This is a genomic window from Cedecea neteri (assembly GCF_000757825.1).
GTDB lineage: Bacteria > Pseudomonadota > Gammaproteobacteria > Enterobacterales > Enterobacteriaceae > Cedecea > Cedecea selenatireducens.
Genome location: NZ_CP009451.1, coordinates 655,033 through 676,247, shown reverse-complemented (window position 1 = coordinate 676,247; position 21,215 = coordinate 655,033). Strand labels below are relative to the sequence as shown.

Below are 21,215 nucleotides of genomic sequence, written 5' to 3'. Positions count from 1 at the left end.
AAAACTACTGCAGCGTCAGCTTGTAGCCGAGGTGGCTGGCCTCAAAGCCCAGCCTGTCGTAAAAGCGGTGCGCATCAGTTCGCGTTTTATCTGTCGTCAGCTGGACGAAATGGCAGCCTCGCGCTTTGCACTGTTCTACAGCCCACGCAAACATCTGTTTGCCAAACCCGGTCCCTCTCTGCGATCGCGCAATTCGCACCGCCTCAATCTGGCCGCGCCCTGTGAATCAGGCCTGAGCGGTATTTTTTTGCTCGATCAGGCGGCGCAGCAGTGGGATAAGCAGCAGCAAAATAACGCCGGTCGCGACGGAGCCCCAGCCCAGTTGGCTAAAGACCTTGCTGTAGCCCGGGTCGGTCAATACCGGCGTGCTGCCGCTATTTTGCGGCATACGGCCTGAAACATAGCCCGCCAGCACGGAGGCTACGCCGGTCACCATCATCCAGCAGCCCATCATCAGCCCCTGCAGGTTGGCGGGGGCCAGTTTACCGATCATCGAGTAGCCGACCGGGGAAATCAGCAGCTCACCGATGCTTTGCAGAATGTAGCTAAGCACGATCCATTTCAGGGCAACCATGCCGTCCGCGCCGGCCATGGTAATCCCCAAAGGCAGCACCAGCATGCCAACGCCCATGCAGAATAACGAGGAGGCAAACTGCGCCGGAATATCGATACGCACGCCGCGATCGCGCAGGCGCTTGAACAGCCAGGCCATCAGCGGGCCACCAATCACAATCACCATGGTGTTGATGTTTTGCAGCCACTGCGGCGAAACCTGCCAGCCGAAAGCGCTCAGGGTCACGTTATGTTCGGCGAACAGCGTCAGCCCCATCGGTGCCAGCTGGTACAGCGACCAGAAGACCAGTGAACCCACGGCCAGCAGCAGGTAGGCCGCCATGCGGCGACGTTCATGTTTATTAGGTCGGCGAACGGTCATCACGCAGAGCATCAGGAAGATCAGCGCGCCCAGCACGATGACGAACGTGCCGCTAAATTCGGTATGGCCGAGCAGGAGGCGCAGGACGGGCACCAGAAGAATCAGCACCAGCAGGCCAAAAGCCATGCGCAGATAAAAGCCTTTGCCCTTGACGTGCTGCAGCGGCGTGCTGATGTCGGCCAGCACCGGCCAGCGGAGCAGGGTTATCACCACGGCGGCAACGTTACCGAGGGTGGCAAAAAGGAACAGCGCCCGATAGCTTTCGGTCAGCTGGTAGTAGCCCGCCACGGTAAAGCCGATAAAGAAGCCCAGGTTCATCCCGGCGTAGTTCCACAGGAAGGCGGCTTCGCGGCGATCGTCATCCGGCGCAAAACGCTGGGTCAGCATCATGTTCAGGCAGGTGACGTTCAGCCCGCTGCCGCTCAGGAACATGGCCAGCCCCCACCACAGGCCGGTCAGGCCCGCCTCGGCAATAAGATAGCAGCCCGCAACCTGCAGCAGCATCCCCAGCACAAACAGATTACGGTTGCTAAGATAGCGGCCCCCGAGACAGCCTCCGAACAGGTGCAGCCCGTAGTTGAACGCCCCGAAAATACCCATCATGGCGTCGGCCTGGCCTTCGCTAAAGCCCAGCCGCTTAGTGACGTAGAGCACCAGAGTTGAATACAGCACCGCAAAACCAAGCGTGGCGAACATCTGAATGAAGAACAGTGCGCCCGAGCCGGGGGGGATCGCCTGATGAGAAGCATGGCCGGAAGATAAACTCATATTGTCTCTCTCTGTACAACAAAAGACCCGGGAGGCAGCGCGTCACCGGGTCTGATTTCTATGACTATGATGAGAGAGCATTTTCGTCGTTTTTAGCGGATTTATGCAAAGCACAACGACTAAATATTCATATTAAATAATTTCAAAATTTTACAAACCAAAGAAATAACCAGACAAAACTGCCAGGAAATTATTCTTCATCCGTGCTGCGAGGGAACTCAAGATGGCCGGTAACGTCGCCCCAGGTGGTGCCAATGGGCGACAGGAACAGCGGGTGCTGCGCGCAGTAAACCGGATTGATCATCCCCTCTAGCGTGCCGTTGCTGCGGCGAATATCCCAGCGAATCCAGGCATGTTCAGCCATGTCGCAGCGGATATCCTGCGGCGTGGTTTCCAGCGCGTGTTCCGCCAGAATACCCGTGTCGGACACCACCTGAAGCGTGTAGCGCTGCCCGGTATCTTTTACCGCAACGGTCAGCACGACCTGTCTACCATCGGCGGCATCGCCGGGCAGCAGCGCCCCGTCGTTCAGGCTGAAGTTCAGGCCACAGCGGCGTTCAAAATAACAATGTCCCTTTTTGATGGCCGCAAGAATGGCCTCCCCGCTGAGCGCCTGAGCATAAACCCAGGTTGCCGGATCGCCGTAAATTGACGGCTCCGTAGCCTGCGGGTAACGCTCGTGAGGCTGCATATGGCAGTCGCTGCCTCCTACGGCATAAATACGGTGCCCGGCGTTCCACAGCGTATTGAAAATCTCCACGACCTGTTCGTTGGCGGTGGTAGCGTTTTTCCAGGTCGGATCGTTGAGCACTTCCAGCACGTCAACGTCTGCCAGCGGCATCTCGTCGTACAGCCAGCTCCACGGATGCAGCATGGCGTGGTTCACGCTCAGGACGCTTTCCGGGCGCTTGAGCGCAATGCCCTGAGTAATCAGGCCGCGGCTGCTGTAATCAGCATTGAACATATTCAGCGTGGCGGCCGGGCCGTGCACGTTCAGGTGGCCTTTGTCGGCGGTGACCTCAATGCCCGGCAGCATCAGCACGCTGTCATGGCGCGGCAGGCAGGCGTGCGACAGGTTGTGTTCGGTCAGGAAGAAGAAATCCAGGCCCTGTTCGGCCATGATGTCCAGCGCCTGCAGCAGCGTATTGTTGCCGTCGGACAAAGTGGTATGGCCGTGGAGGTCGCCACGGTACCAGCCCGGGCGGTCGCTCAGCGTGCGCTGGTAGTCAAAAATCACCTGATGATCGGGGCGCAGCACGCCCAGCTTGTCAAAGTCTACCGGGGCGGCCAGCGCGTCAAAGCTGACGTCCAGCCGGTAGCTCATCGGCTGCGGCGAGCGGCTTTCCCCAATGACGTTATAGACATGCAGCTGCCACTCTCCCGGCGGGAGTTCCCCTGGCAGTGCGCCGACGGAGGCCCAGTCAGGGCAAACCGTCAGCACTTTTTCAGGCTTTTGCAGCATCACGGAGGCCCGCAGCTGCCGGCGGCTGTCGTACAGATAACAATAAAGATGCCCGGTACGCAGCGTGGTGCCCGTCAGGCTAATCGCCGGAGTATTTGGGGCAACATGGAAGGAATGGACAGCATGACCGAAGGGAATTTCACCGGAAAAAACGTGCATGATTTGCTCCTGTTTTTAATGGACAAGAGCTTAAGGTGAGCGGGTGAAGATAGTGTGTCGGTTAGGTGTCGGAAAGATGACGAAAGGATGAATGAGCAGGGTGGAGAAGGGGAGCAGGCTCCCCTTAATGGCTACAGCAGGGACTGGATCCCGGCGATAAGCCGCTCGACGCCGGCCTCAAGCTTGACGCGCGGGCACCCGGCGTTCAGGCGAATAAAGCCATTGCCTTCAACGCCGTAGGTGTAGCCGGGCATGATGGCGACTTTTTGCTGCTCAATAAGCGCTTTCTGCAGGGCGCGATCGTCCAGCCCCAGCGGGCGTAAATCGACCCAGGCCAGATAGGTGGACTGCGGCGGCTGCCAGTTAAGCGCCGGGAATGCCTGGTTCAACCTGTCGGCCACGAACTGCAAATTATCCTGCAGATAGTCTCGCAGCGCATCAAGCCAGGATTCGCCTTCACGGTAGGCGGCAATATGGGCGACGATTGCTAGCACCGCCGGAGAAGAGAGGCCGTCCTGCCCTTTGAGCACGCTCAGATACTGCTGGCGATCTTCTGCATCATTTATCAGCCCGTAGGCGCCGGTGAGCGCCGGGATGTTGAAGCTTTTAGAGCCCGAAGTGAACAGCGCCCAGCCGCCGCGGCCGATGTCGCACCACGGAATATGCTGATTTTCGCCCCACACCATATCCATATGGATTTCGTCGCTGATAACGCGCACGCCGTGGCGTTCGCAGAGTTCAGCCATCAGCTCCAGCTCTGCGCGAGTCCAGACCTTGCCGGTTGGGTTGTGCGGGCTGCACAGCAGCATAACTTTGCATTCAGGGCGGGCGAGCAACGCCTCCAGCTCCGCCATATCACACTGCCAGCCGTCCGCCGTTTTTTGCAGCGAAGCGCTCAATACCTGACGCTTGTTGCCTTCAATTGCCTTGTAGAACGCATCGTAGGCCGGGGTATGAATAAGCACGCCGTCGCCCGGCTGTGACCACTGGCGAATGAGCTGTGAAACCATGTAAATCACGGAAGGCCCGTAGACTACGCTTTCAGGGTCGATGGTGCTGCCGAAGCGTTGCTGATACCAGTGGGCGATAGCGGAGAGAAAATCGTCGTTCTTCCAGCGGCTGTAGCCGAGCACGCCGTGAGCCAGCCGTTTTTGCAGGGCTTCAAGGATGCAGGGCGCGGTAGGGAAGTCCATATCGGAGATAGTAAAGGGCAGCAGGTCGGCGGCGCCGAAGCGATCGGCCACGTAATCCCACTGGGTGCACCAGGTCCCGTGGCGGTCTACCGGAACAGAAAAATCAAACATAAAACCTCACGGCAAAAAGGGCGCCGCAGCGCCCGTTTGTGAATTAAGCCTCGACGGTTCGCATCAGGCCGACCATCTCATCTTTGACCGACTGAACCTGTGGCCCGATGACCACCTGCAGGTTGTGCTCGTTAAGCTTCACGACGCCGATGGCGCGGTTGGCCTTCAGGGCTGCGGTATCCACCAGCGACATATCTTTGACCGACAGGCGCAGACGGGTGATGCAGTTATCCAGCGTCGAAATGTTGTCGCTGCCGCCCAGCGCCGCCAGAATAGCCGGCACGTTATAGCCGGATTTGCCCGTGTGGCCGCCGACGGGTTTTTCTGCGGTGGTGGTTTCAATATCACGACCAGGGGTTTTGATATTGAAGCGGGTGATGGCGAAGCGGAAGATAGCATAGTAGCCAGCAAACCACACCGCGGCCACGACCGGCACCATATACCATTTGGTGGACAGGCCGTGCAGCACGCCGAAGACGAAGAAGTCGATAATGTTGCCGTCGGTGTTACCGATGGTGACGCCCAGCACGGACATCATGGTAAAGCCAATACCCGTCAGCACGGCGTGAATGAGGTACAGTACCGGAGCCACGAACAGGAACAGGAACTCGATCGGCTCTGTGGTACCGCCCACGACGCAGGCAATCACGCCGGAGATCAGCAGCCCTTTAATTTTATGACGGTTTTCTGGACGGGCGCAGTGGTACATCGCCAACGCAGCGCCAGGCAGGCCGCCGAGGAACGCCGGCATTTTACCCTGTGACAGGAACTGCGTTGCGCTCTCAGAGAAACCGTGGGTGGTCGGGCAGCTCAGCTGCGCCTGGAAGATGGTCAGCGCGCCGCTCACGGTATGGCCGCAAACGTCCATGGTGCCGCCCGCCTCGGTGAAGCGAATCAGGGCCACCAGAATGTGCTGCAGGCCAAAAGGCAGCAGCAGACGTTCGCCGGTGCCGAAGATCATCGGGCCAAAAATGCCTGCGCTGTGGATCATGTAGCCCAGGGCGTTGATCCCGGCAGCAAAAATTGGCCAAATCAGCGGGATGACCAGGCCAACCAGCCCCATCACCAGGGTCGTAACGATCGGCACAAAGCGGGTGCCGCCGAAGAAGGCCAGCGCGTCCGGCAGGCGAATGTTGTGGAAACGCTCGTGCAGCAGATAAACGATGATCCCGGCAATGACCGCACCGAGAATACCGGTATCAATTGACTGAACGCCGAGCACGCTTTGAATGTTGTTGGCTTTGAGAATTGCCGCATCGGTAGTCGGCAGGATGCCTTTAGCGGTGAGCCAGAAGTTAACCGCCAGGTTCATCACCATATAGCCGACAAAACCGGCAAAGGCCGCAACGCCTTTGTTCTCACGCGCCAGGCCCAGCGGAATCGCAATACAGAACATCACCGGCAGGAAGCTGAAGGCGAACGAGCCCATTTTGCTCATCCAAGTGAAGATCAGCTGCAGCACCGGATTACCCAGCCACGGGATCTCCGTGACGACGTCATGGCTGCTCAGCGAGCTGCCGATCCCCAGCATGATGCCGCAGAAAGAGAGCAGCGCCACCGGCAACATAAAGGTTTTGCCAAGGTTTTGAAAAAATTCCCACAGCGATTTTTTTTGTGGTGTATTAGCCGCCATCACGACTCCTTAACCCGGTTAAAATGAGATGTTGAGTAACTAAAGTTTGGTGATGATAAAACGTTTTACCCAATTTTATCGTGAGGACGATCTCAGAATTACCGCGCATAATGAAGTTGAATATGCCAGCATAAGTAAAACGTTTTATCTTTATATTTATCGATTCACGGAGGATCTGACCTGACGATGTCGACGCTGACCAAAAGAATCACTATCAACGAGGTTGCCGAGGCTGCAGGCGTATCGGTGACCACGGTATCGCTGGTGCTCAGCGGCAAGGGCAGAATTTCAACCGCCACCGGTCAGCGGGTAAATGAGGCCATCGAAAAGTTAGGGTTTGTGCGTAATCGCCAGGCCGTGTCGCTTCGCGGCGGGCAAAGCGGCGTGATTGGCCTTATCGTGCGCGACCTTTGCAATCCTTTTTACGCGGAGCTCACCGCCGGGCTGACGGAAGCGCTGGAGCAGCAGGGGCAGCTTTTATTTCTGACCCAAAGCGGAAGCAACGGCCAGCATATGCAGCGCTGTTTTGACATGCTGGTATCGCAGGGCGTGGACGGTATTATTATTGCCGGGGCAGCAGGACAGGGTGCCGACCTGCGGGAAATGGCGGCGCAGAATAAACTGCCGCTGGTGTTTGCCTCACGGGCGAGCTATCTGGATGAAGTGGATATTATCCGGCCGGATAATATGCAGGCGGCGCAGCTGGTGACCGAGCACCTGATTAAGCGTGGGCATCAGCGTATTGCCTGGCTAGGCGGGCGCAGCTCCTCTCTGACTCGTGCTGAACGGTTGGGCGGTTTCTGCGCCACGCTGATGCAGCACGGACTGCCTTTTCATAGCGACTGGATCCTCGAGTGCGAGCCGAGCCAGAAGCAGGCGGCGGACGCGATTACCGAGCTGCTGCATAATTTCCCGACCCTCAGCGCGGTTGTCTGCCACAACAGCACCGTGGCCATGGGGGCGTGGTTCGGCCTGACAAGGGCGGGCTGGCAGATGGGGGGCGGCAGCGTCGACAGCTATTACGACAGGCATATCGCGCTGGCGGCTTTTGCCGAGGTCACCGAAGAGGAGTTAGACGACGTGCCGATGACCTGGGTAACAACGCCCGCGAGGGAAATTGGCCGCAGCGCGGCGCAGCGTATTCTTCAGCGGGTCCAGGAAAGCGACATCGTTTTCAGCAACCAGATTATGCCCGCGCGCCTGATAACCATTAAAAACTAACTTTTCAGGAACAGCTTGAGCGGATCGTGCCTGATGGCCGCCAGAAACTAAAAACCCCGCCGGCTGGCGGGGTTTATGTAAGAGTTACTGCTGAGGAGCCGGTTCGGCGTCCGGAGAAGCATCATCCCCAGGCGCGTCGTCCTGCGGCTGGGGCACGGCATCACTGTCGTTATCCTGCAGCGCCGGGCCACCCATACCTGCCGGCAGAGCGAACATGCTGAACAGCTCACCCAGCGACATCTGCTCGCCGTTCAGGGCGGCTTTGCCATTACCATACTGCAGGCTGGTGGTGATGTTATCGCCGTCCACTTTGGTGACGCGGAACATCTGGCCCATCGCGGCCAGGCCTTTGATCTGCTGGCTGGCGAGTTTCTGTGACTCTTCGGCGTTATAGCCCTCAAGCTGCGCCACCTGAGACATCATTTCCGTTGCCATCGGCATCGGGATCGTCAGCTTCGCATCGAGAGACTTCACATAGCGGTCCAGTTGCTCTTCCGGCGTATTGGCCGGGCCGGTGACGCCCTGCGGATCTTTCATGAACAGCGACAGGTTGAAGGTTGATTCACCTTTCGCGTTCTTCCAGCTTAGTGGGGCGACGGTAATGGTCGGATTGCCCTTCAGCAGCAGCGGCAGGTTGGCGCTGATAAGCTCGACCGATTTCTGCTGGTAGAGCTCAGGGTTTTGCTGCAGGGCGGGGTCTGCCATCAGCTGCTGTACGCCGGCGTTATATTTCTGCGTAAACTCGCGCAGCGCGGCGGCATCAATATTGCCGAGCTTAAGCGTCAGCTTGCCGCTGCCCATGTTCTGGTTCTGCACTTTCAGCGCGTCCAGGCTGTAGTCGAACTGGCCGGCAAAGTGCTTTTTATCGTCCTGAACGTCAGATTTTGCGTTCAGGTTGAAGCCTTCCACGACGGCAATCTCTTTACCGTCAACCACCATTGAGAGCTTATCAACGGTTGCTTTTTGCGAGCCAACGCGCTGGTCAAACAGGCTGCGTTTGCTGTCGCCGTCGGTTTTAATGCCGTTGAAGGAGATTTGTACGCGCTGGCCGTATTCGTTAACGGTATTAACCAACCCGCTGTCTGCGGTGCCAGAAATCGCGATTTCATTGCCTGAACCGTCAACGTCGGCCGTCAATTTGCCGCCGCTGAAGCTGAGTTTGTTTTCCCCTTCAGTGGCGTCAATGGCCGCCAGCGCGATGTCGGAGGAGGTTGCGCCGCCGTAGCCTACACGGGTGTCCACGCTAATCAGCGGCTTATCTTTGGTCAGCGTAAAGAGATGTTTGGTCGTCTCGTTATTCACAAGCTCGGTGTGGATAGACGCCATGCTCGGGATCGGGTTGAATTTCTTCAACTGGGCGAACGGGAAAGGACCATGGTCGATGGTTTCGTTGAATAAGACGTTTTGTTCCGGCGTGAGCAGCGCATTTTTCGTGCCGGCTACCTGCTTAACAACCAGCTGCACCGTACTGTGGAAAAGCCCACGCTTATAGTCCTGATAGCTGAGGACCAGGCCTGATTCCGGCGCAGAATTTTTGATTTCCGCATTGGCGTTATCAATCATTTCGGCCATACGGCCTTCGAGCTGTTTGCCCGTAAACCAGGCTCCGCCGGTCCACACCACTCCCAGCGCAACAATTACCCCAACCGCAACCAGAGATTTTTTCATCGTGTCATTATCCATGTTTAGAAGCCGGTAGCCGTCCCCCACCGGGCGAAAGAAAAACGCCTGATAACAGGCGCTTTCGGAAACGTGCTTACTAGCTTAGCAATACGCGCTAAAAAGATCAGTAAGTTAAAGTTTATTAAACACTCGCGCTACCCGGCCTACGCCGCTGACGGCAATCGGGGATTCTGCGGCGCTAATAAAGGCTGACTCACCCGGCTTCAACACCAGGCGTTGGGCGTCTTTGGTTAGCACGGCTTCACCTTCAACGCAGAACACAATGGCCGCGCTTTGCTGAGCGAGCGTGGCTTCCTGCGTGCTCAGGTCATGCAGCGAGAAGGCAAAGTCGTCAACAGGGATAGGGAAGTCCAGCTCGCTGCCGTTTTTCTGTGGCTGAGTCAGCAGCTGGCTGGCCGGTTTTGGCTCAAATTTAACGTTGGCAACCAGCTCAGGAATATCAATGTACTTCGGCGTTAACCCGGCACGCAGCACGTTGTCAGAGTTGGCCATTACTTCCAGCGCCACGCCGTTCAGATAGGCATGTGGCGTTTCGGCGAACAGGAACATCGCTTCGCCGGGTTCAAGCTTAACTACATTCAGCAGCAGCGGAGAGAAGAGGCCGCTGTCGTCCGGGTAAAATTCGGAAATCACGCGAATGGTTTCCCACGGCTCACCCTGCTGGTTATTCAGGGCAGCTTTCAGTACGCCAAGTGCCAGGGATTTCTCTTCACCCTGCATATTCAGCAGGCCGGCGAACAGCTGTGCCAGGCTTTCTGCGCCGGGCTTCTGCAGGAAATGAGCAATCAGCGGATGCGCACCGGAAACCGGCTGCAGCAGCGACACAATGTCGGAGAACTCGCGGAAGGCGTTCATCGCGAGGAATGGCGTAAGGGCAAACACCAGCTCGGGCTTGTGGTTGGGGTCTTTGTAGTTGCGCTCTGCGGCATCTAACGGAATACCGGCGGCGTTTTCTTTAGCAAAACCGATTTCAGAAGCTTTTTTATTCGGGTGAACCTGAATCGATAGCGGCTGGGCGGCGCAAAGCACTTTGAACAGGAAAGGCAGCTCGCCAAAACGCCCGGCAACGGCTTTCCCCAGCAATGCTGGCTGGTCAGCGTCAATTACATCGCGCAATGCGTGCTGTTGCCCGTTAGCATCGAGCACTTTTGAGCTACTCTTTGGGTGAGCGCCCATCCACAGTTCGGCCATGGGCTTGTGCTGCGGGTTGGCGATGCCGTACAGTTCCGTTAACGCCGTTTCACTTCCCCAGGCATAATTTTGTACCGCATTGATCAATTTTTGCATCTCAGGTCCCTGTCATCATTGAGTCGAAGTTTCAGTTATTAAACCAATTATCCGCCGTGAAGTAACCAGGGCAACAAAAAGTCGTATTAGTCTCAGTTTCTGTTAAAAAATTGTGTAGCATGTTATGAATTGTTTTTGGAATGCAGCGTAAGATCCTGCGCTGAAATATAAAAATTAACGTTACTGTTGTCGCAAGTGAGAAAAATATGTCGAATAAACCCTTCCATTACCAGGAGCCTTTCCCGCTCCAAAAAGATCCGACCGAATATTACCTCCTGAGCTCCGACCATGTCTCCGTCGCCGAGTTTGACGGCCAGCAAATCCTCAAGGTTGACCCTCAGGCCCTGACGCTGCTCGCCCAGCACGCTTTCCACGACGCTTCGTTTATGCTGCGCCCGGCGCATCAGCAGCAGGTGGCGGACATTCTGAGCGACCCGGAGGCCAGCGAAAACGATAAGTATGTTGCGCTGCAGTTCCTGCGTAACTCCGACATTGCCGCCAAAGGCATTCTGCCAACCTGCCAGGACACCGGCACCGCCATCATCATGGGCAAAAAAGGCCAGCGAGTCTGGACCGGCGGCGGCGACGAAGAAGCGCTGTCTCGCGGCGTTTACAACACCTTTATTGAAGATAACCTGCGCTATTCCCAGAACGCTGCGCTGGATATGTATAAAGAGGTGAACACCGGCACCAATCTGCCGGCACAGATTGACCTCTACAGCGTGGACGGGGATGAATATAAGTTCCTGTGTATTGCCAAAGGCGGCGGTTCGGCCAACAAAACCTACCTCTATCAGGAAACCAAGGCGCTGATAACGCCGGCGAAGCTGAAAGACTACCTGGTTGAGAAGATGCGCACTCTGGGCACCGCGGCCTGTCCGCCGTACCACGTGGCGTTTGTTATCGGCGGTACGTCTGCCGAAGCCACGCTGAAAACAGTGAAACTTGCCTCAACCAAGTACTACGACGGTCTGCCAACCGAAGGTAATGAATACGGCCAGGCGTTCCGCGATGTGCAGTTGGAAGAAGAGTTACTGAAAGAAGCCCAGAACCTTGGCCTGGGTGCGCAGTTCGGCGGCAAATACTTCGCGCACGATATCCGTGTCGTTCGCCTGCCGCGCCACGGGGCTTCCTGCCCGGTCGGCATGGGCGTGTCATGCTCTGCAGACCGCAACATCAAGGCAAAAATCAACAAAGACGGCATCTGGCTTGAGAAGCTGGAGCACAACCCGGGCAAATACATTCCGGAAGAGCTGCGTCAGGCGGGGGAAGGGGAAGCCGTTAAGGTTAACCTGAACCGCCCGATGAAAGAGATCCTCGCCCAGCTGTCCGACTTCCCGGTGTCCACCCGTCTGTCGTTAACCGGCACCATTATTGTGGCGCGTGACATCGCTCACGCTAAACTGAAAGAACGTCTCGATAACGGGGAAGATCTGCCGCAGTACGTGAAAGATCACCCTATTTATTACGCAGGCCCGGCCAAAACGCCGGACGGTTACGCTTCCGGCTCCTTAGGGCCGACGACCGCGGGCCGCATGGACTCCTACGTGGATCAGCTGCAGGCCAACGGCGGCAGCATGGTAATGCTGGCAAAAGGCAACCGCAGCCAGCAGGTGACGGACGCCTGTCACAAACACGGTGGTTTCTACCTGGGCAGTATTGGGGGGCCGGCGGCGGTGCTGGCGCAAAACAGCATCAAGAGCCTGGAGTGTGTGGAGTACCCGGAACTGGGTATGGAAGCCATCTGGAAAATTGAAGTGGAAGATTTCCCGGCGTTTATCCTGGTGGATGACAAAGGCAACGACTTCTTCCAGAAAATTCAGCTCTCACAGTGTTCTCGATGCGTTAAGTAATACTCGAGCCGCCGTAAAACGGCGGCTTTTTTTATCGCAAAGGAGAAAGGCATGACATCCAGTCGCAGTGAAAAAGACTCAATGGGCCCGATCGACGTACCTGCAGATAAACTGTGGGGGGCGCAGACTCAGCGTTCACTTGAGCACTTCCGCATCTCTACCGAGAAAATGCCGACCGAGCTGATTCGGGCGCTGGCGCTCACCAAGCGTGCGGCGGCCAAAGTCAACGTTGACCTTGGCCTGCTGCCCGCAGAGCGCGGCACGGCCATTATCGCCGCCGCCGATGAAGTGCTGGCCGGGAAGCATCCCGGTGAGTTCCCGCTGGCTATCTGGCAGACCGGCTCTGGCACCCAAAGCAACATGAACATGAATGAGGTGCTGGCGAACCGTGCCAGTGAAATTCTGGGCGGCGTGCGTGGGATGGAGCGACTGGTGCACCCGAACGACGACGTTAACAAAAGTCAGAGTTCGAACGACGTTTTCCCGACCGCCATGCACGTGGCGGCCATTATCGCGGTACGCGAGCATCTGCTGCCGCAGCTAAACGTGCTCAAACAAACGCTGGCGAAAAAGGCGGATGCCTTTAAAGATATCGTCAAAATCGGCCGTACCCACCTGCAGGACGCCACGCCGCTGACGCTTGGGCAAGAGATCTCCGGCTGGGTGGCGATGCTTGAGCATAACCTGAAGCATATCGACCACAGCCTGCCGCATCTGGCGGAGCTGGCGCTGGGCGGCACGGCGGTGGGGACCGGGCTGAACACCCATCCTGAGTATGCCGTTCGCGTGGCAAAAGAGCTGGCTGACTTCACGAAGCAGCCGTTCGTCACTGCGCCAAACAAGTTTGAAGCGCTCGCCACCTGCGATGCGCTGGTACACGCGCATGGCGCGCTGAAGGGGCTGGCCTCTTCGATGATGAAAATCGCAAACGACGTTCGCTGGCTGGCTTCCGGGCCGCGCTGCGGTATCGGCGAGCTATCTATCCCTGAGAACGAGCCGGGCAGCTCCATCATGCCGGGGAAAGTGAACCCGACCCAGTGCGAAGCCGTGACCATGCTGTGCTGCCAGGTGCTGGGCAATGACGTGGCGGTGAACATCGGCGGCGCGTCCGGTAACTTCGAGCTGAACGTTTACCGCCCGATGGTTATCCATAACTTCCTGCAGTCCGTTCGCCTGCTGGCCGATGGCATGGAAAGCTTCAACGAACATTGTGCGGTGGGCATCGAGCCTAACCGTGACCGCATCAGCCAGTTGCTGAACGAGTCGCTGATGTTGGTGACCGCGCTCAACACCCATATCGGCTATGACAAAGCGGCAGAAATTGCCAAAAAAGCCCATAAAGAGGGACTGACCCTTAAGGCATCGGCGCTCAAGCTCGGTTACCTGACCGAAGAAGAGTTCGATGCCTGGGTTCGCCCGGAGGATATGGTCGGCAGCATGAAGTCGTAAGTTTTACCTTTCACTGTAAAGGTGCAGCCGCGGGATAATCAGTCTCAGCGGCTGCGCTTCCGGCTTGTAGCGATGGCGAATATTTTCCGCGTCATAATTCAGCAGTTCCCCTAAATCGGGCGGTGTTTCACCGCTTTCCTGTCGGCATAACACGATCAGCGGAGTAGGGCAGGCATACTGCACCTGTTTTTGCTGCGCCTGGTACCAGACGCGCGCCACGGGCTGGACCTTGACCGGGCGTTTGATTTTCAGCCGGGTATTTTCCGGCAGCCTTTGAACATCATTGATTTCCTGCGCGACGCGTTCAGCCCACTGCTCTTTCGTCCATGGCGGCACGGCCCGCCCGGCGTTAAGGCTTTTCTCAAGCATCTCCAGCACCTGCTGGCGGCTAAGGTTTTTGACTATCTGCTTATTGGCCCAGCCGAAGCGCACGGTATCCGGCGTTTCAAGCAGGGTGATAGCGCGGTAGGCGTTCAGGGTAAGCAGGCCGGGAATGTGGCGGTGCACCCACTCAAAACGCTGGGCAGAGGGCAGCTCAGACTCGACGCTGATAATGTGCTCCAGTGAGTACTTTAGCTGGTTGATATGTTCCAGAAGCACGCTGGTTTGTTGGAATTGATCTTCGGTCACTGAATAGCAGAGCGCACCAGGCAAACGCACGGCGGCCTTGGTGCTGGTTTTTTCCGACTGCTGCTGGATAAACAGCCGCGTAAAGTGGGCGACGGCAGCCTGGTGCGCTTCCTGGCCCACGCGTTGCGTCACTTCTATAGCCGAGAGCGGATCGTGTTCTTTGCTTTTTTCAATCGTTGGCAGCGTAAAAACTCTCCCGCTCAACAGCCTGAATTGCCCGAGCTGTTCACGCAGCACAATCAGCTGTTGTTCCAGCTCGCGGCAGGTGGACGTCAATCGTTCAATAATATCGTAGCGTGGCATGAGGGCTCTCTTTAGTTACAACATACTAAAGAACTGTAGCAGCAGGTGCACACTTCAGCAATAGCGTCGTTTGTGTTCAGCAGGGAAAAACGGGCCCGACAGGTGTTCGGGCCAGAGAGTCAGGAGAGGTAAGTGGTGTTGACCGGCCACGAAAAACGGAAGCTGGCGCCGCCCAGCGGGCTGCTATCAATAGTGACTTGCCCGCCCATGGCAACGGCGATGGAGTGCACTATCGCCAGGCCAAGGCCGCAGCCACCGGTGGCGCGATCGCGGCTCGGGTCGAGGCGAACAAAAGGCTCGAATACGCGGGCGCGTTCTTCTTCCGGAATACCCGGGCCGTCATCTTCAACCTGCAGATTCGCAATATCACCTTCACGCCACAGGCTGATGCGCAGCTGCTGCTGGCTGTAGCGCAGGGCGTTGTTGATCAGGTTGTCGGTGACTCGCTCCATCAGGCGAAGATCCAGCGCCCCATAGTCGATAGCGGTGACGGTATCTATCTCGAGGGCTATCTGACGCTGACGGTGGATGAGCTGTACGTCGGCAATGTGCGTTTCCATCCAACTGGCAAATTTCACGTGTGCAAGATGAAGTTCGGTCTGCGGGCGGTCAAGGCGTGCATAGGTGAGCAGCTCGTCGATCAGCGCCTCTAGCTGGCCAATATCACGATTGAGCGCCTGCGACTCTTCTGTGCTGAGGTTATCGCTCATTTCAAGGCGGTAACGCAGGCGAACCAGCGGCGTTCTGAGCTCATGCGCAATCCCGTCGATTAGCTGCTTTTTGCTGGCAATCAGGGCATTAATATTATCGGCCATTTGGTTAAAGGCGATGCCTAATCGTTCAAAGCTTGAGGCATTATCAAAATGTATGTGCTCATCGAGATGCCCTTTACCAAAGCGTTGAGCAGCGCTTTCCAGCCTGAGCATGTCCTGCCAGTGTGGGCGCATCCAGATAAACACCGGGAAGGCGAGTGAGATGGCAATAAAGGCAATCAGGCCTATGTCCAGCAGCCTCATTTGGTGCAGATAAAACAGGTAAGGAATCGGGCCCACCGCAAGCACATAGTGGCTGCGCGGAATGCGTTGGATAAAGGTGTACTCCTCATCCAGCGCCACGATTTCACCCTCCCGCAGATGACGGGCGGCAACGTCATCTAGCTTGAACTTGCTCATCGGCTCGATATTGAGCTTAAAAGAGAGGTTCAGGTCGAGATCGTTGATGGTTTTATTCCAGTCACGCGGCGGGATTTCACGCAGCTCGCTTCGCATCAGGTACAGCGAGCTTTTCATTAAATCATCCAGCGACTGGCGGCCCGCGCGTTCGGCGGTGAATTTATACACCAGGCCGACCAGCATGGTCATCACCAGGAAGCAGACAAACAGCAGAAGGTAAAACTGCACGAACAGCTTTTTCATTAAATATTACCGTAAATTAATGACATACGTATGTGCTTCAGGTTTCTCCTGCCGCTATTACAGCATTATATCCAGCGTTACGTCGAAAGCAGTATTCAATCCAATATAATATTGTTTTCAATCTCCAGTCCCGAGTTTTTGGTCAGGCACTGATGAACTTTTTCTGAAAACCGCGTCGGTATTTAAGAATTTTCTCGTATCAGGTTCATCTTTGTCTAAAATCTACGTGCTATTTTAACGGGCTAATATGCGTAAATAATTTTTAGATGTAAATTCATAGGGATTTTGGCAATGACAAAAAAATGGGGTTCTGCTGCTGCTGTACTTCTTTTGGCTGGTGGGGTGATTGTTCTTTCCGGTTTCAACTCTTCTGTTCCTCCGTTTGTCTCTACTGCACAAGACAGGCTTGAGTCCTATCTTTCCTACAGTTTTGGCCCTCAGCGTTGTTCAAATAATAAACAACAGAATGGAGAGTGGAGTATTAGCTGTGCTACTGAGGATGGCTCACGTCAGTTTGTATACAGCGTTGATGACACCAGTGATAAAGCCTATGGCTTTACCCTCACCGCACTGAACGAGATGGCCAGGAACACAGAGAACGTCGATCTGCTTACTTTCCTGGATATAAAAACGCCGGTGAAGTAGGCGTTTATCTAAAAACCCGCGTTAGCGGGTTTATTCGCCTGGTACACCTACCATTAAGCTTCACTTTCCCAGGCATGGGGCGCAAACAAATAGCCTTTATTGCGTACGGTTTTAATGCGGAAAGGCTCAGTGGCGTTATCAAGCAGCTTTTTACGCAGGCGAGAAATGGCCACGTCCACGCTGCGATCCATCCCATCGTAGGTCACGCCACGTAGATTTTTCAACAGAGCGTCACGGTCCATTATCTGGCCCGCGTGCGTTGCCAGTTCCCACAGCAGATCGAAATCGGCCGTCGACAGCACGACGTTTTCATCACCAAGCGTTACCTGGCGGTTGAGCGGGTCGATACAAAGCGTGCCAAAACGAATGGCTTTGTGCGGCTTGAGGTTACTGGCGGTGGTGTCAGCCGTTTGTTGGGCTGAAACGCGTTGGCGCAAATGCAGTCGCAACCGTGCCAGAAGCACGGCAGGCGGCGTTGTTTTCAAAATATAGTCATTAGCACCCATCTCAAGCGAGAGAATATGGTTCATATCACTGTCTAATGAGGTCAGCAAAACAATCGGGCCATCCCACTGTGGGCGCAAATCCCGACACAGCGTCATCCCGTCTTTTCCCGGGAGCATAATATCAAGCAGGACCAGGTCCGGCTGCTGTTGCTGGATAACCGCCTCGGCGCGATCGCCGCGTGTTTCAACAATAACGTCAATGTCGTGTTTCCCGAGATAGGCGGCAATCAGGCTACCGACTTCCGGGTCGTCTTCCACGTAAACTATTTTGCTCATAATCCGCCGCGTCGGCTGTTAAAAATTTAACATACAATGATGCAATAGATTACACCATTAATGGTTGGTAAACAGCGTTAGCGTAGGTGGCGTCCACCGTCCACCGCGTGGCTTCTGCCGGTGACATAGCGGCTGGCCAGCAGGTACTCAACGAGGCTGACAATCTCTTGTTCGCCTGGCGCGATCTTCATTAGCGATTTATTCAGCGAGCGCTGACGATAGTCTGCATCGTCTCCGGCGTTAAACATGATTAGCGCCGGCGCGATGGCGTTGACCTTGACTTCGGGAGCCAGCTTCGAGGCAAACGAAAGCGTCATGTTTTCAAGTGCGGCTTTGCTGGCGGCGTAGGCAATATACTTATCGTTGCCGCGCTCAGCGACGTAATCGGTGAGGTGAATAATATCGCTCCCCGCCTGTCCGTGGCCGCGCAGCAATGTTTCAAGCTCGTGGTTAAGCAAGTAGGGGGCCGCAACGTGGATCTGCATCATTGCCTGCAATGTATCGCCGAGCGCGGTGTCGCGACTCTCCGGCTGCCATTCACTGGCATTATGAATGAGGGCTCGCAGCGAAGGCGTAAGCGACTTCACTCTTGCGGCGAATTCAAGGATGCCTTCATTGCTCGAAAAATCAGCGTGAAGGCAAACGGCCCCTGCCTGTTCGAGCATGTCGACGGCAGAATGCCGCGTGCGGTAGCTAATGATTAATGGCTGAGACTTAGCCAGAAAATGCTGAGCCAGCGCCAGGCCAATACGTTGCCCGGCACCGGTAATAAGAATTGGACGATTAATAGTCATGCTCCCCTAATCTACATCGCGGCCGGGGAGGGTGTCGATTAGCCCACCAGCATCCAGGTCGCCGGAAATGCTGCCAGCAGCATCAGGCCAATAATGGTTCTTTCTTTTAAATTTAGCGACTTTTCGTGCGTATGGGTATGACGCGCGTAAAGAAACACTAATAATCCAGGGGCATACAGCACCACCGAGAGCAGCAGATGCATCGGCCCTGACGCGTAAAGGAGCCACAGGCCGTAAAGACAGGCCCCGATGCCAATCGCCTTATGCAACGGACGAGTGGCGATTTTGAGCAGATAAGCACCGACCAGGAAATAAGGCACCAGAATCATTTCTGAAGCAATGGTCAGCAGCGTGTTGTAGTCAGACCCGGTGAGCCAGATCAGCACCAGGCACACCTGCACGCTGATATTCGTGAGCCAAAGGGAGGCCGACGGGGCGTTATTTTTATTCTGTCGAGCGAACATTCCCGGGAAGGCTTTATGGGTCGCCGCCAGAAGTGGCACCTCAGCCGCCATAATCGTCCAGCTCAGGTACGCGCCGCATACCGAGACAATCAGCCCGGCAGCGATAATGACTTCGCCCCATGGCCCCATCATTTCAACCATCAGGCCGGCCATCGACGGGTTACGCATTGCCGCCAGTTCAGGGCGAGCCACAACGCCAAGCGAAAGCAGCGTGACCAGCAGATAGACGCTCAGCGCGGCAACCACCGCCAGCAGCGTTGCCCTACCAACATCCTTTTTATTTCGCGCACGTGCGGATACCACAACCGCACCTTCCACGCCGATAAACACCCACAGGGTGATAAGCATGGTATTTTTCACCTGTTCCCAAACGGGAACGCCAAGCTTGATGCCGGTGAAATCGAGGGAGAAGGTCGAGAGTTTAAAGCCTATGGCCGCCAGCACCACGAACATCCCTAAAGGCAGCAGCTTAGCCAGCGTAGCGACCAGGTTGATGCTGGCCGCCGTCTGTACGCCTCGCAGAACCAGCCAGTGCACCATCCATAACAGCACGGAGGCACCGACGATCGACTGCCATGTATTACCGTCGCCAAACAGGCGCAGTTCCGGCGTATCGGTAAAGAAACTCAGCGCCGAGAAGACAATCACCAGGTAAGACACGTTGGCTATCACCGCGCAGAGCCAGTAACCCCAGGCGGAGAAAAAGCCGATTAACTCGCCAAAGCCTTCGCGCGCGTAGGTGAATATTCCACCATCAAGATCGGGACGCAGTCGGGTAAGTACCAGCATCGCCACAGCCAGTAAAAGAATACCAACGCCAGTGATCGCCCAGCCGATCAGTAACGCTGCCGGACTCGCTACGCTTGCCATATTCTGCGGCAGGCTGAATACGCCAGCGCCGAGCATGGAGCTTAATACCAGCGCGGTTAGCGCTGCGAGGCCAAGTTTCTTTTCCATAGGTATCCTGTTGAGGTCGGAAAGGATCCCGCATAATTATTTTGCTTTTTCGCATATAAATGGAGGATCGCTCTAAGGCGCGGGATTTTACGGAGTGTGCACACTGCTTGCAATGCGCGTGGTGCGATAAAATGACTTGAGTGCAAAAAAAAAGGCAGCGTAAGCTGCCCTTTCATGACTGAGATGATTCATTGCCCTTCAAAAAACTTACATTTTTTAAATAAAAACAATGAATTACATTCTGTGATTTACTTGCCTTCAAACAAAGGCAGCGTAAGCTGCCCTTGCATTGATGGTGTATCTTATTTAAACAGGTCAGCGCTAACGGTTAAGTTGTTGCCACGTTCCTGCCACTGGCGGGTGACGTGGTAGAACTTAGCCCCTTTAGCTGCCGCACGCTTCGCCACCTGGTAGGAGACGTCGGTCATGCTGCTGAAGTTGCCGGTGAACTTGATGCTGTCAAACGGTACCATCTGGGCAGCCGTAATCTTATTCACTTCCTGAACTTTGGTGCCGTCAGGTAACGTTACGGTGTAGCGCGTACCCTGTGAAGATTGCGTTTCGAAGAAACGGCCAACGTCAGAGGACGGGGTTTCAGAGGAAGCAACGCCCGGAATTTCCACGTTCTTCGCGGCTGCGCCGCCCGCAGCTAACGCGGCTTTGCCCGCTTCGGAATTGGCCGGCAGCAGGTCCGGGCTCTGAACAACACGTTTTTTAGCATCCGCTTTATAAATAAAGGCGGTTACGCGCTGGTTGCCGCCCTGGTTGGTATCAACCTGGCGTACGATGAAGAAGGACGCGGCACCTTTGTCACGCGCGGCTTTAGTGATCGCGTCGTTGACATCGGGCTGGGTACGGAAGAAGCCCTGAACGGTCACCGTATCAAAAGGTTCAAGCTTATAGGCCTGATCCTTCGGCAGTTCCATCAAGCCGTTGATGACACGATTTTTAGGCGCATCGGCTTTAGCGGCATCATTTTTATAAACGTCAGCCACTACGCGGGAGTTACCGCTTTCGCCCATTGCGCTGGTGTCCAGCACGTAGAATGAAGCGGCGCCTATGGCATCTGCGCGGCGAGAAACGGCAGCAACAGCGTCGCCGATAGCATTAAAACGGCCCGTTACGGTAATACGATCGTACGGCTTAAGTGCGGCCGCCTGCTCTGGGGTCAGTTCGGTCGCCGCCTGAGCGGACAGCGAAGTCACGGAAATAAGAGCCGACGCCAGAAGGGTGTTCTTGAGATTCATAAAAATAATCCTTCGCCTTGCGCAAAATGAGTACTAGTACTGCGTTCTCTGATAAAGACCGATTAGTCGCCGATTATGGCTTGAAATAACGTCCTTGTCTGCGCCATTTTTCACGCCTTGTGCCTTCCCGACGACGAACGACGGCAGCAATCGTTATTAAGTTAAAAAAAGAGGCATTCACCGGTAAAACTGATAAAGCTTATGACTTATTTAGTTAATGCGTTG

17 protein-coding genes are annotated in these 21,215 nt (G+C 55.7%); 4 read left to right on the top strand and 13 right to left on the bottom strand.

The features are described from left to right. Positions 1-4: 4 nt before the first annotated feature. From JT31_RS02935 to malX, 5 genes are all read right to left on the bottom strand, one after another. On the bottom strand, positions 5-199 hold the full coding sequence (locus JT31_RS02935) for a GNAT family N-acetyltransferase (protein WP_235212918.1): 195 nt from the start codon (positions 197-199) through the stop codon (positions 5-7). 27 nt (positions 200-226) lie between these two features. Then, on the bottom strand, positions 227-1,702 hold the full coding sequence (locus JT31_RS02930) for a peptide MFS transporter (protein WP_038473121.1): 1,476 nt from the start codon (positions 1,700-1,702) through the stop codon (positions 227-229). Positions 1,703-1,892: 190 nt separating this feature from the next. After that, entirely contained in the window at positions 1,893-3,323 is a 1,431-nt protein-coding gene (locus JT31_RS02925) for a CehA/McbA family metallohydrolase (RefSeq protein WP_038473119.1), read from the bottom strand. A gap of 131 nt (positions 3,324-3,454) precedes the next feature. Beyond that, positions 3,455-4,627 (bottom strand): MalY/PatB family protein, encoded by a 1,173-nt coding sequence (locus tag JT31_RS02920; RefSeq protein ID WP_038473118.1) that lies wholly within the window; start codon positions 4,625-4,627, stop codon positions 3,455-3,457. Between the two features lie 43 nt (positions 4,628-4,670). Continuing rightward, on the bottom strand, positions 4,671-6,260 hold the full coding sequence (gene malX / locus JT31_RS02915) for a maltose/glucose-specific PTS transporter subunit IIBC (protein ID WP_038473116.1): 1,590 nt from the start codon (positions 6,258-6,260) through the stop codon (positions 4,671-4,673). Positions 6,261-6,446: 186 nt separating this feature from the next. Here malX and JT31_RS02910 point away from each other — a divergent pair, with 186 nt between their 5' ends. Continuing rightward, positions 6,447-7,481: a Mal regulon transcriptional regulator MalI gene (locus JT31_RS02910; RefSeq protein ID WP_038473114.1), complete on the top strand. Its 1,035-nt coding sequence runs from the start codon at positions 6,447-6,449 to the stop codon at positions 7,479-7,481. Between the two features lie 84 nt (positions 7,482-7,565). On the opposite strand, the gene JT31_RS02905 is transcribed toward JT31_RS02910, so the two are convergent. Together JT31_RS02905 and manA are read right to left on the bottom strand one after the other, a co-directional pair. Continuing rightward, the gene (locus JT31_RS02905; protein ID WP_038482706.1) at positions 7,566-9,149 is read right to left on the bottom strand and encodes a YdgA family protein; all 1,584 of its coding nucleotides are present in this window, start codon (positions 9,147-9,149) and stop codon (positions 7,566-7,568) included. 126 nt (positions 9,150-9,275) lie between these two features. Continuing rightward, on the bottom strand, positions 9,276-10,451 hold the full coding sequence (gene manA / locus JT31_RS02900; RefSeq protein ID WP_038473112.1) for a mannose-6-phosphate isomerase: 1,176 nt from the start codon (positions 10,449-10,451) through the stop codon (positions 9,276-9,278). A gap of 206 nt (positions 10,452-10,657) precedes the next feature. Between manA and fumA the strand changes: the two genes are divergently transcribed. Together fumA and fumC are read left to right on the top strand one after the other, a co-directional pair. Continuing rightward, the gene (fumA, locus tag JT31_RS02895) at positions 10,658-12,304 is read left to right on the top strand and encodes a class I fumarate hydratase FumA (protein ID WP_038473111.1); all 1,647 of its coding nucleotides are present in this window, start codon (positions 10,658-10,660) and stop codon (positions 12,302-12,304) included. Positions 12,305-12,355: 51 nt separating this feature from the next. Beyond that, on the top strand, positions 12,356-13,753 hold the full coding sequence (fumC, locus tag JT31_RS02890; RefSeq protein WP_038473110.1) for a class II fumarate hydratase: 1,398 nt from the start codon (positions 12,356-12,358) through the stop codon (positions 13,751-13,753). Positions 13,754-13,756: 3 nt separating this feature from the next. Here fumC and tus read toward each other — a convergent pair whose 3' ends face one another. Next, positions 13,757-14,686 (bottom strand): DNA replication terminus site-binding protein, encoded by a 930-nt coding sequence (tus, locus tag JT31_RS02885; RefSeq protein WP_038473108.1) that lies wholly within the window; start codon positions 14,684-14,686, stop codon positions 13,757-13,759. Positions 14,687-14,805: 119 nt separating this feature from the next. Then, positions 14,806-16,101: a two-component system sensor histidine kinase RstB gene (gene rstB, locus JT31_RS02880; protein WP_038473106.1), complete on the bottom strand. Its 1,296-nt coding sequence runs from the start codon at positions 16,099-16,101 to the stop codon at positions 14,806-14,808. A gap of 291 nt (positions 16,102-16,392) precedes the next feature. On the opposite strand from rstB, the gene JT31_RS02875 reads away from it, so the two are divergent. Then, on the top strand, positions 16,393-16,746 hold the full coding sequence (locus JT31_RS02875) for a hypothetical protein (RefSeq protein ID WP_038473105.1): 354 nt from the start codon (positions 16,393-16,395) through the stop codon (positions 16,744-16,746). Between the two features lie 53 nt (positions 16,747-16,799). On the opposite strand, the gene rstA is transcribed toward JT31_RS02875, so the two are convergent. The 4 genes from rstA to ydgH form a co-directional block, all read right to left on the bottom strand. After that, positions 16,800-17,528, bottom strand: a complete 729-nt coding sequence (gene rstA / locus JT31_RS02870; RefSeq protein ID WP_038473103.1) for a two-component system response regulator RstA — start codon at positions 17,526-17,528, stop codon at positions 16,800-16,802. 77 nt (positions 17,529-17,605) lie between these two features. Beyond that, positions 17,606-18,322: a dihydromonapterin reductase gene (folM, locus tag JT31_RS02865; protein WP_038473101.1), complete on the bottom strand. Its 717-nt coding sequence runs from the start codon at positions 18,320-18,322 to the stop codon at positions 17,606-17,608. A 38-nt stretch (positions 18,323-18,360) separates the two neighbouring features. Continuing rightward, positions 18,361-19,743 (bottom strand): amino acid permease, encoded by a 1,383-nt coding sequence (locus tag JT31_RS02860; RefSeq protein ID WP_038473100.1) that lies wholly within the window; start codon positions 19,741-19,743, stop codon positions 18,361-18,363. Between the two features lie 302 nt (positions 19,744-20,045). After that, complete coding sequence (gene ydgH, locus JT31_RS02855; RefSeq protein WP_038473098.1) at positions 20,046-20,990, bottom strand: DUF1471 family protein YdgH; 945 nt, start codon at positions 20,988-20,990, stop codon at positions 20,046-20,048. Positions 20,991-21,215 lie beyond the last annotated feature (225 nt).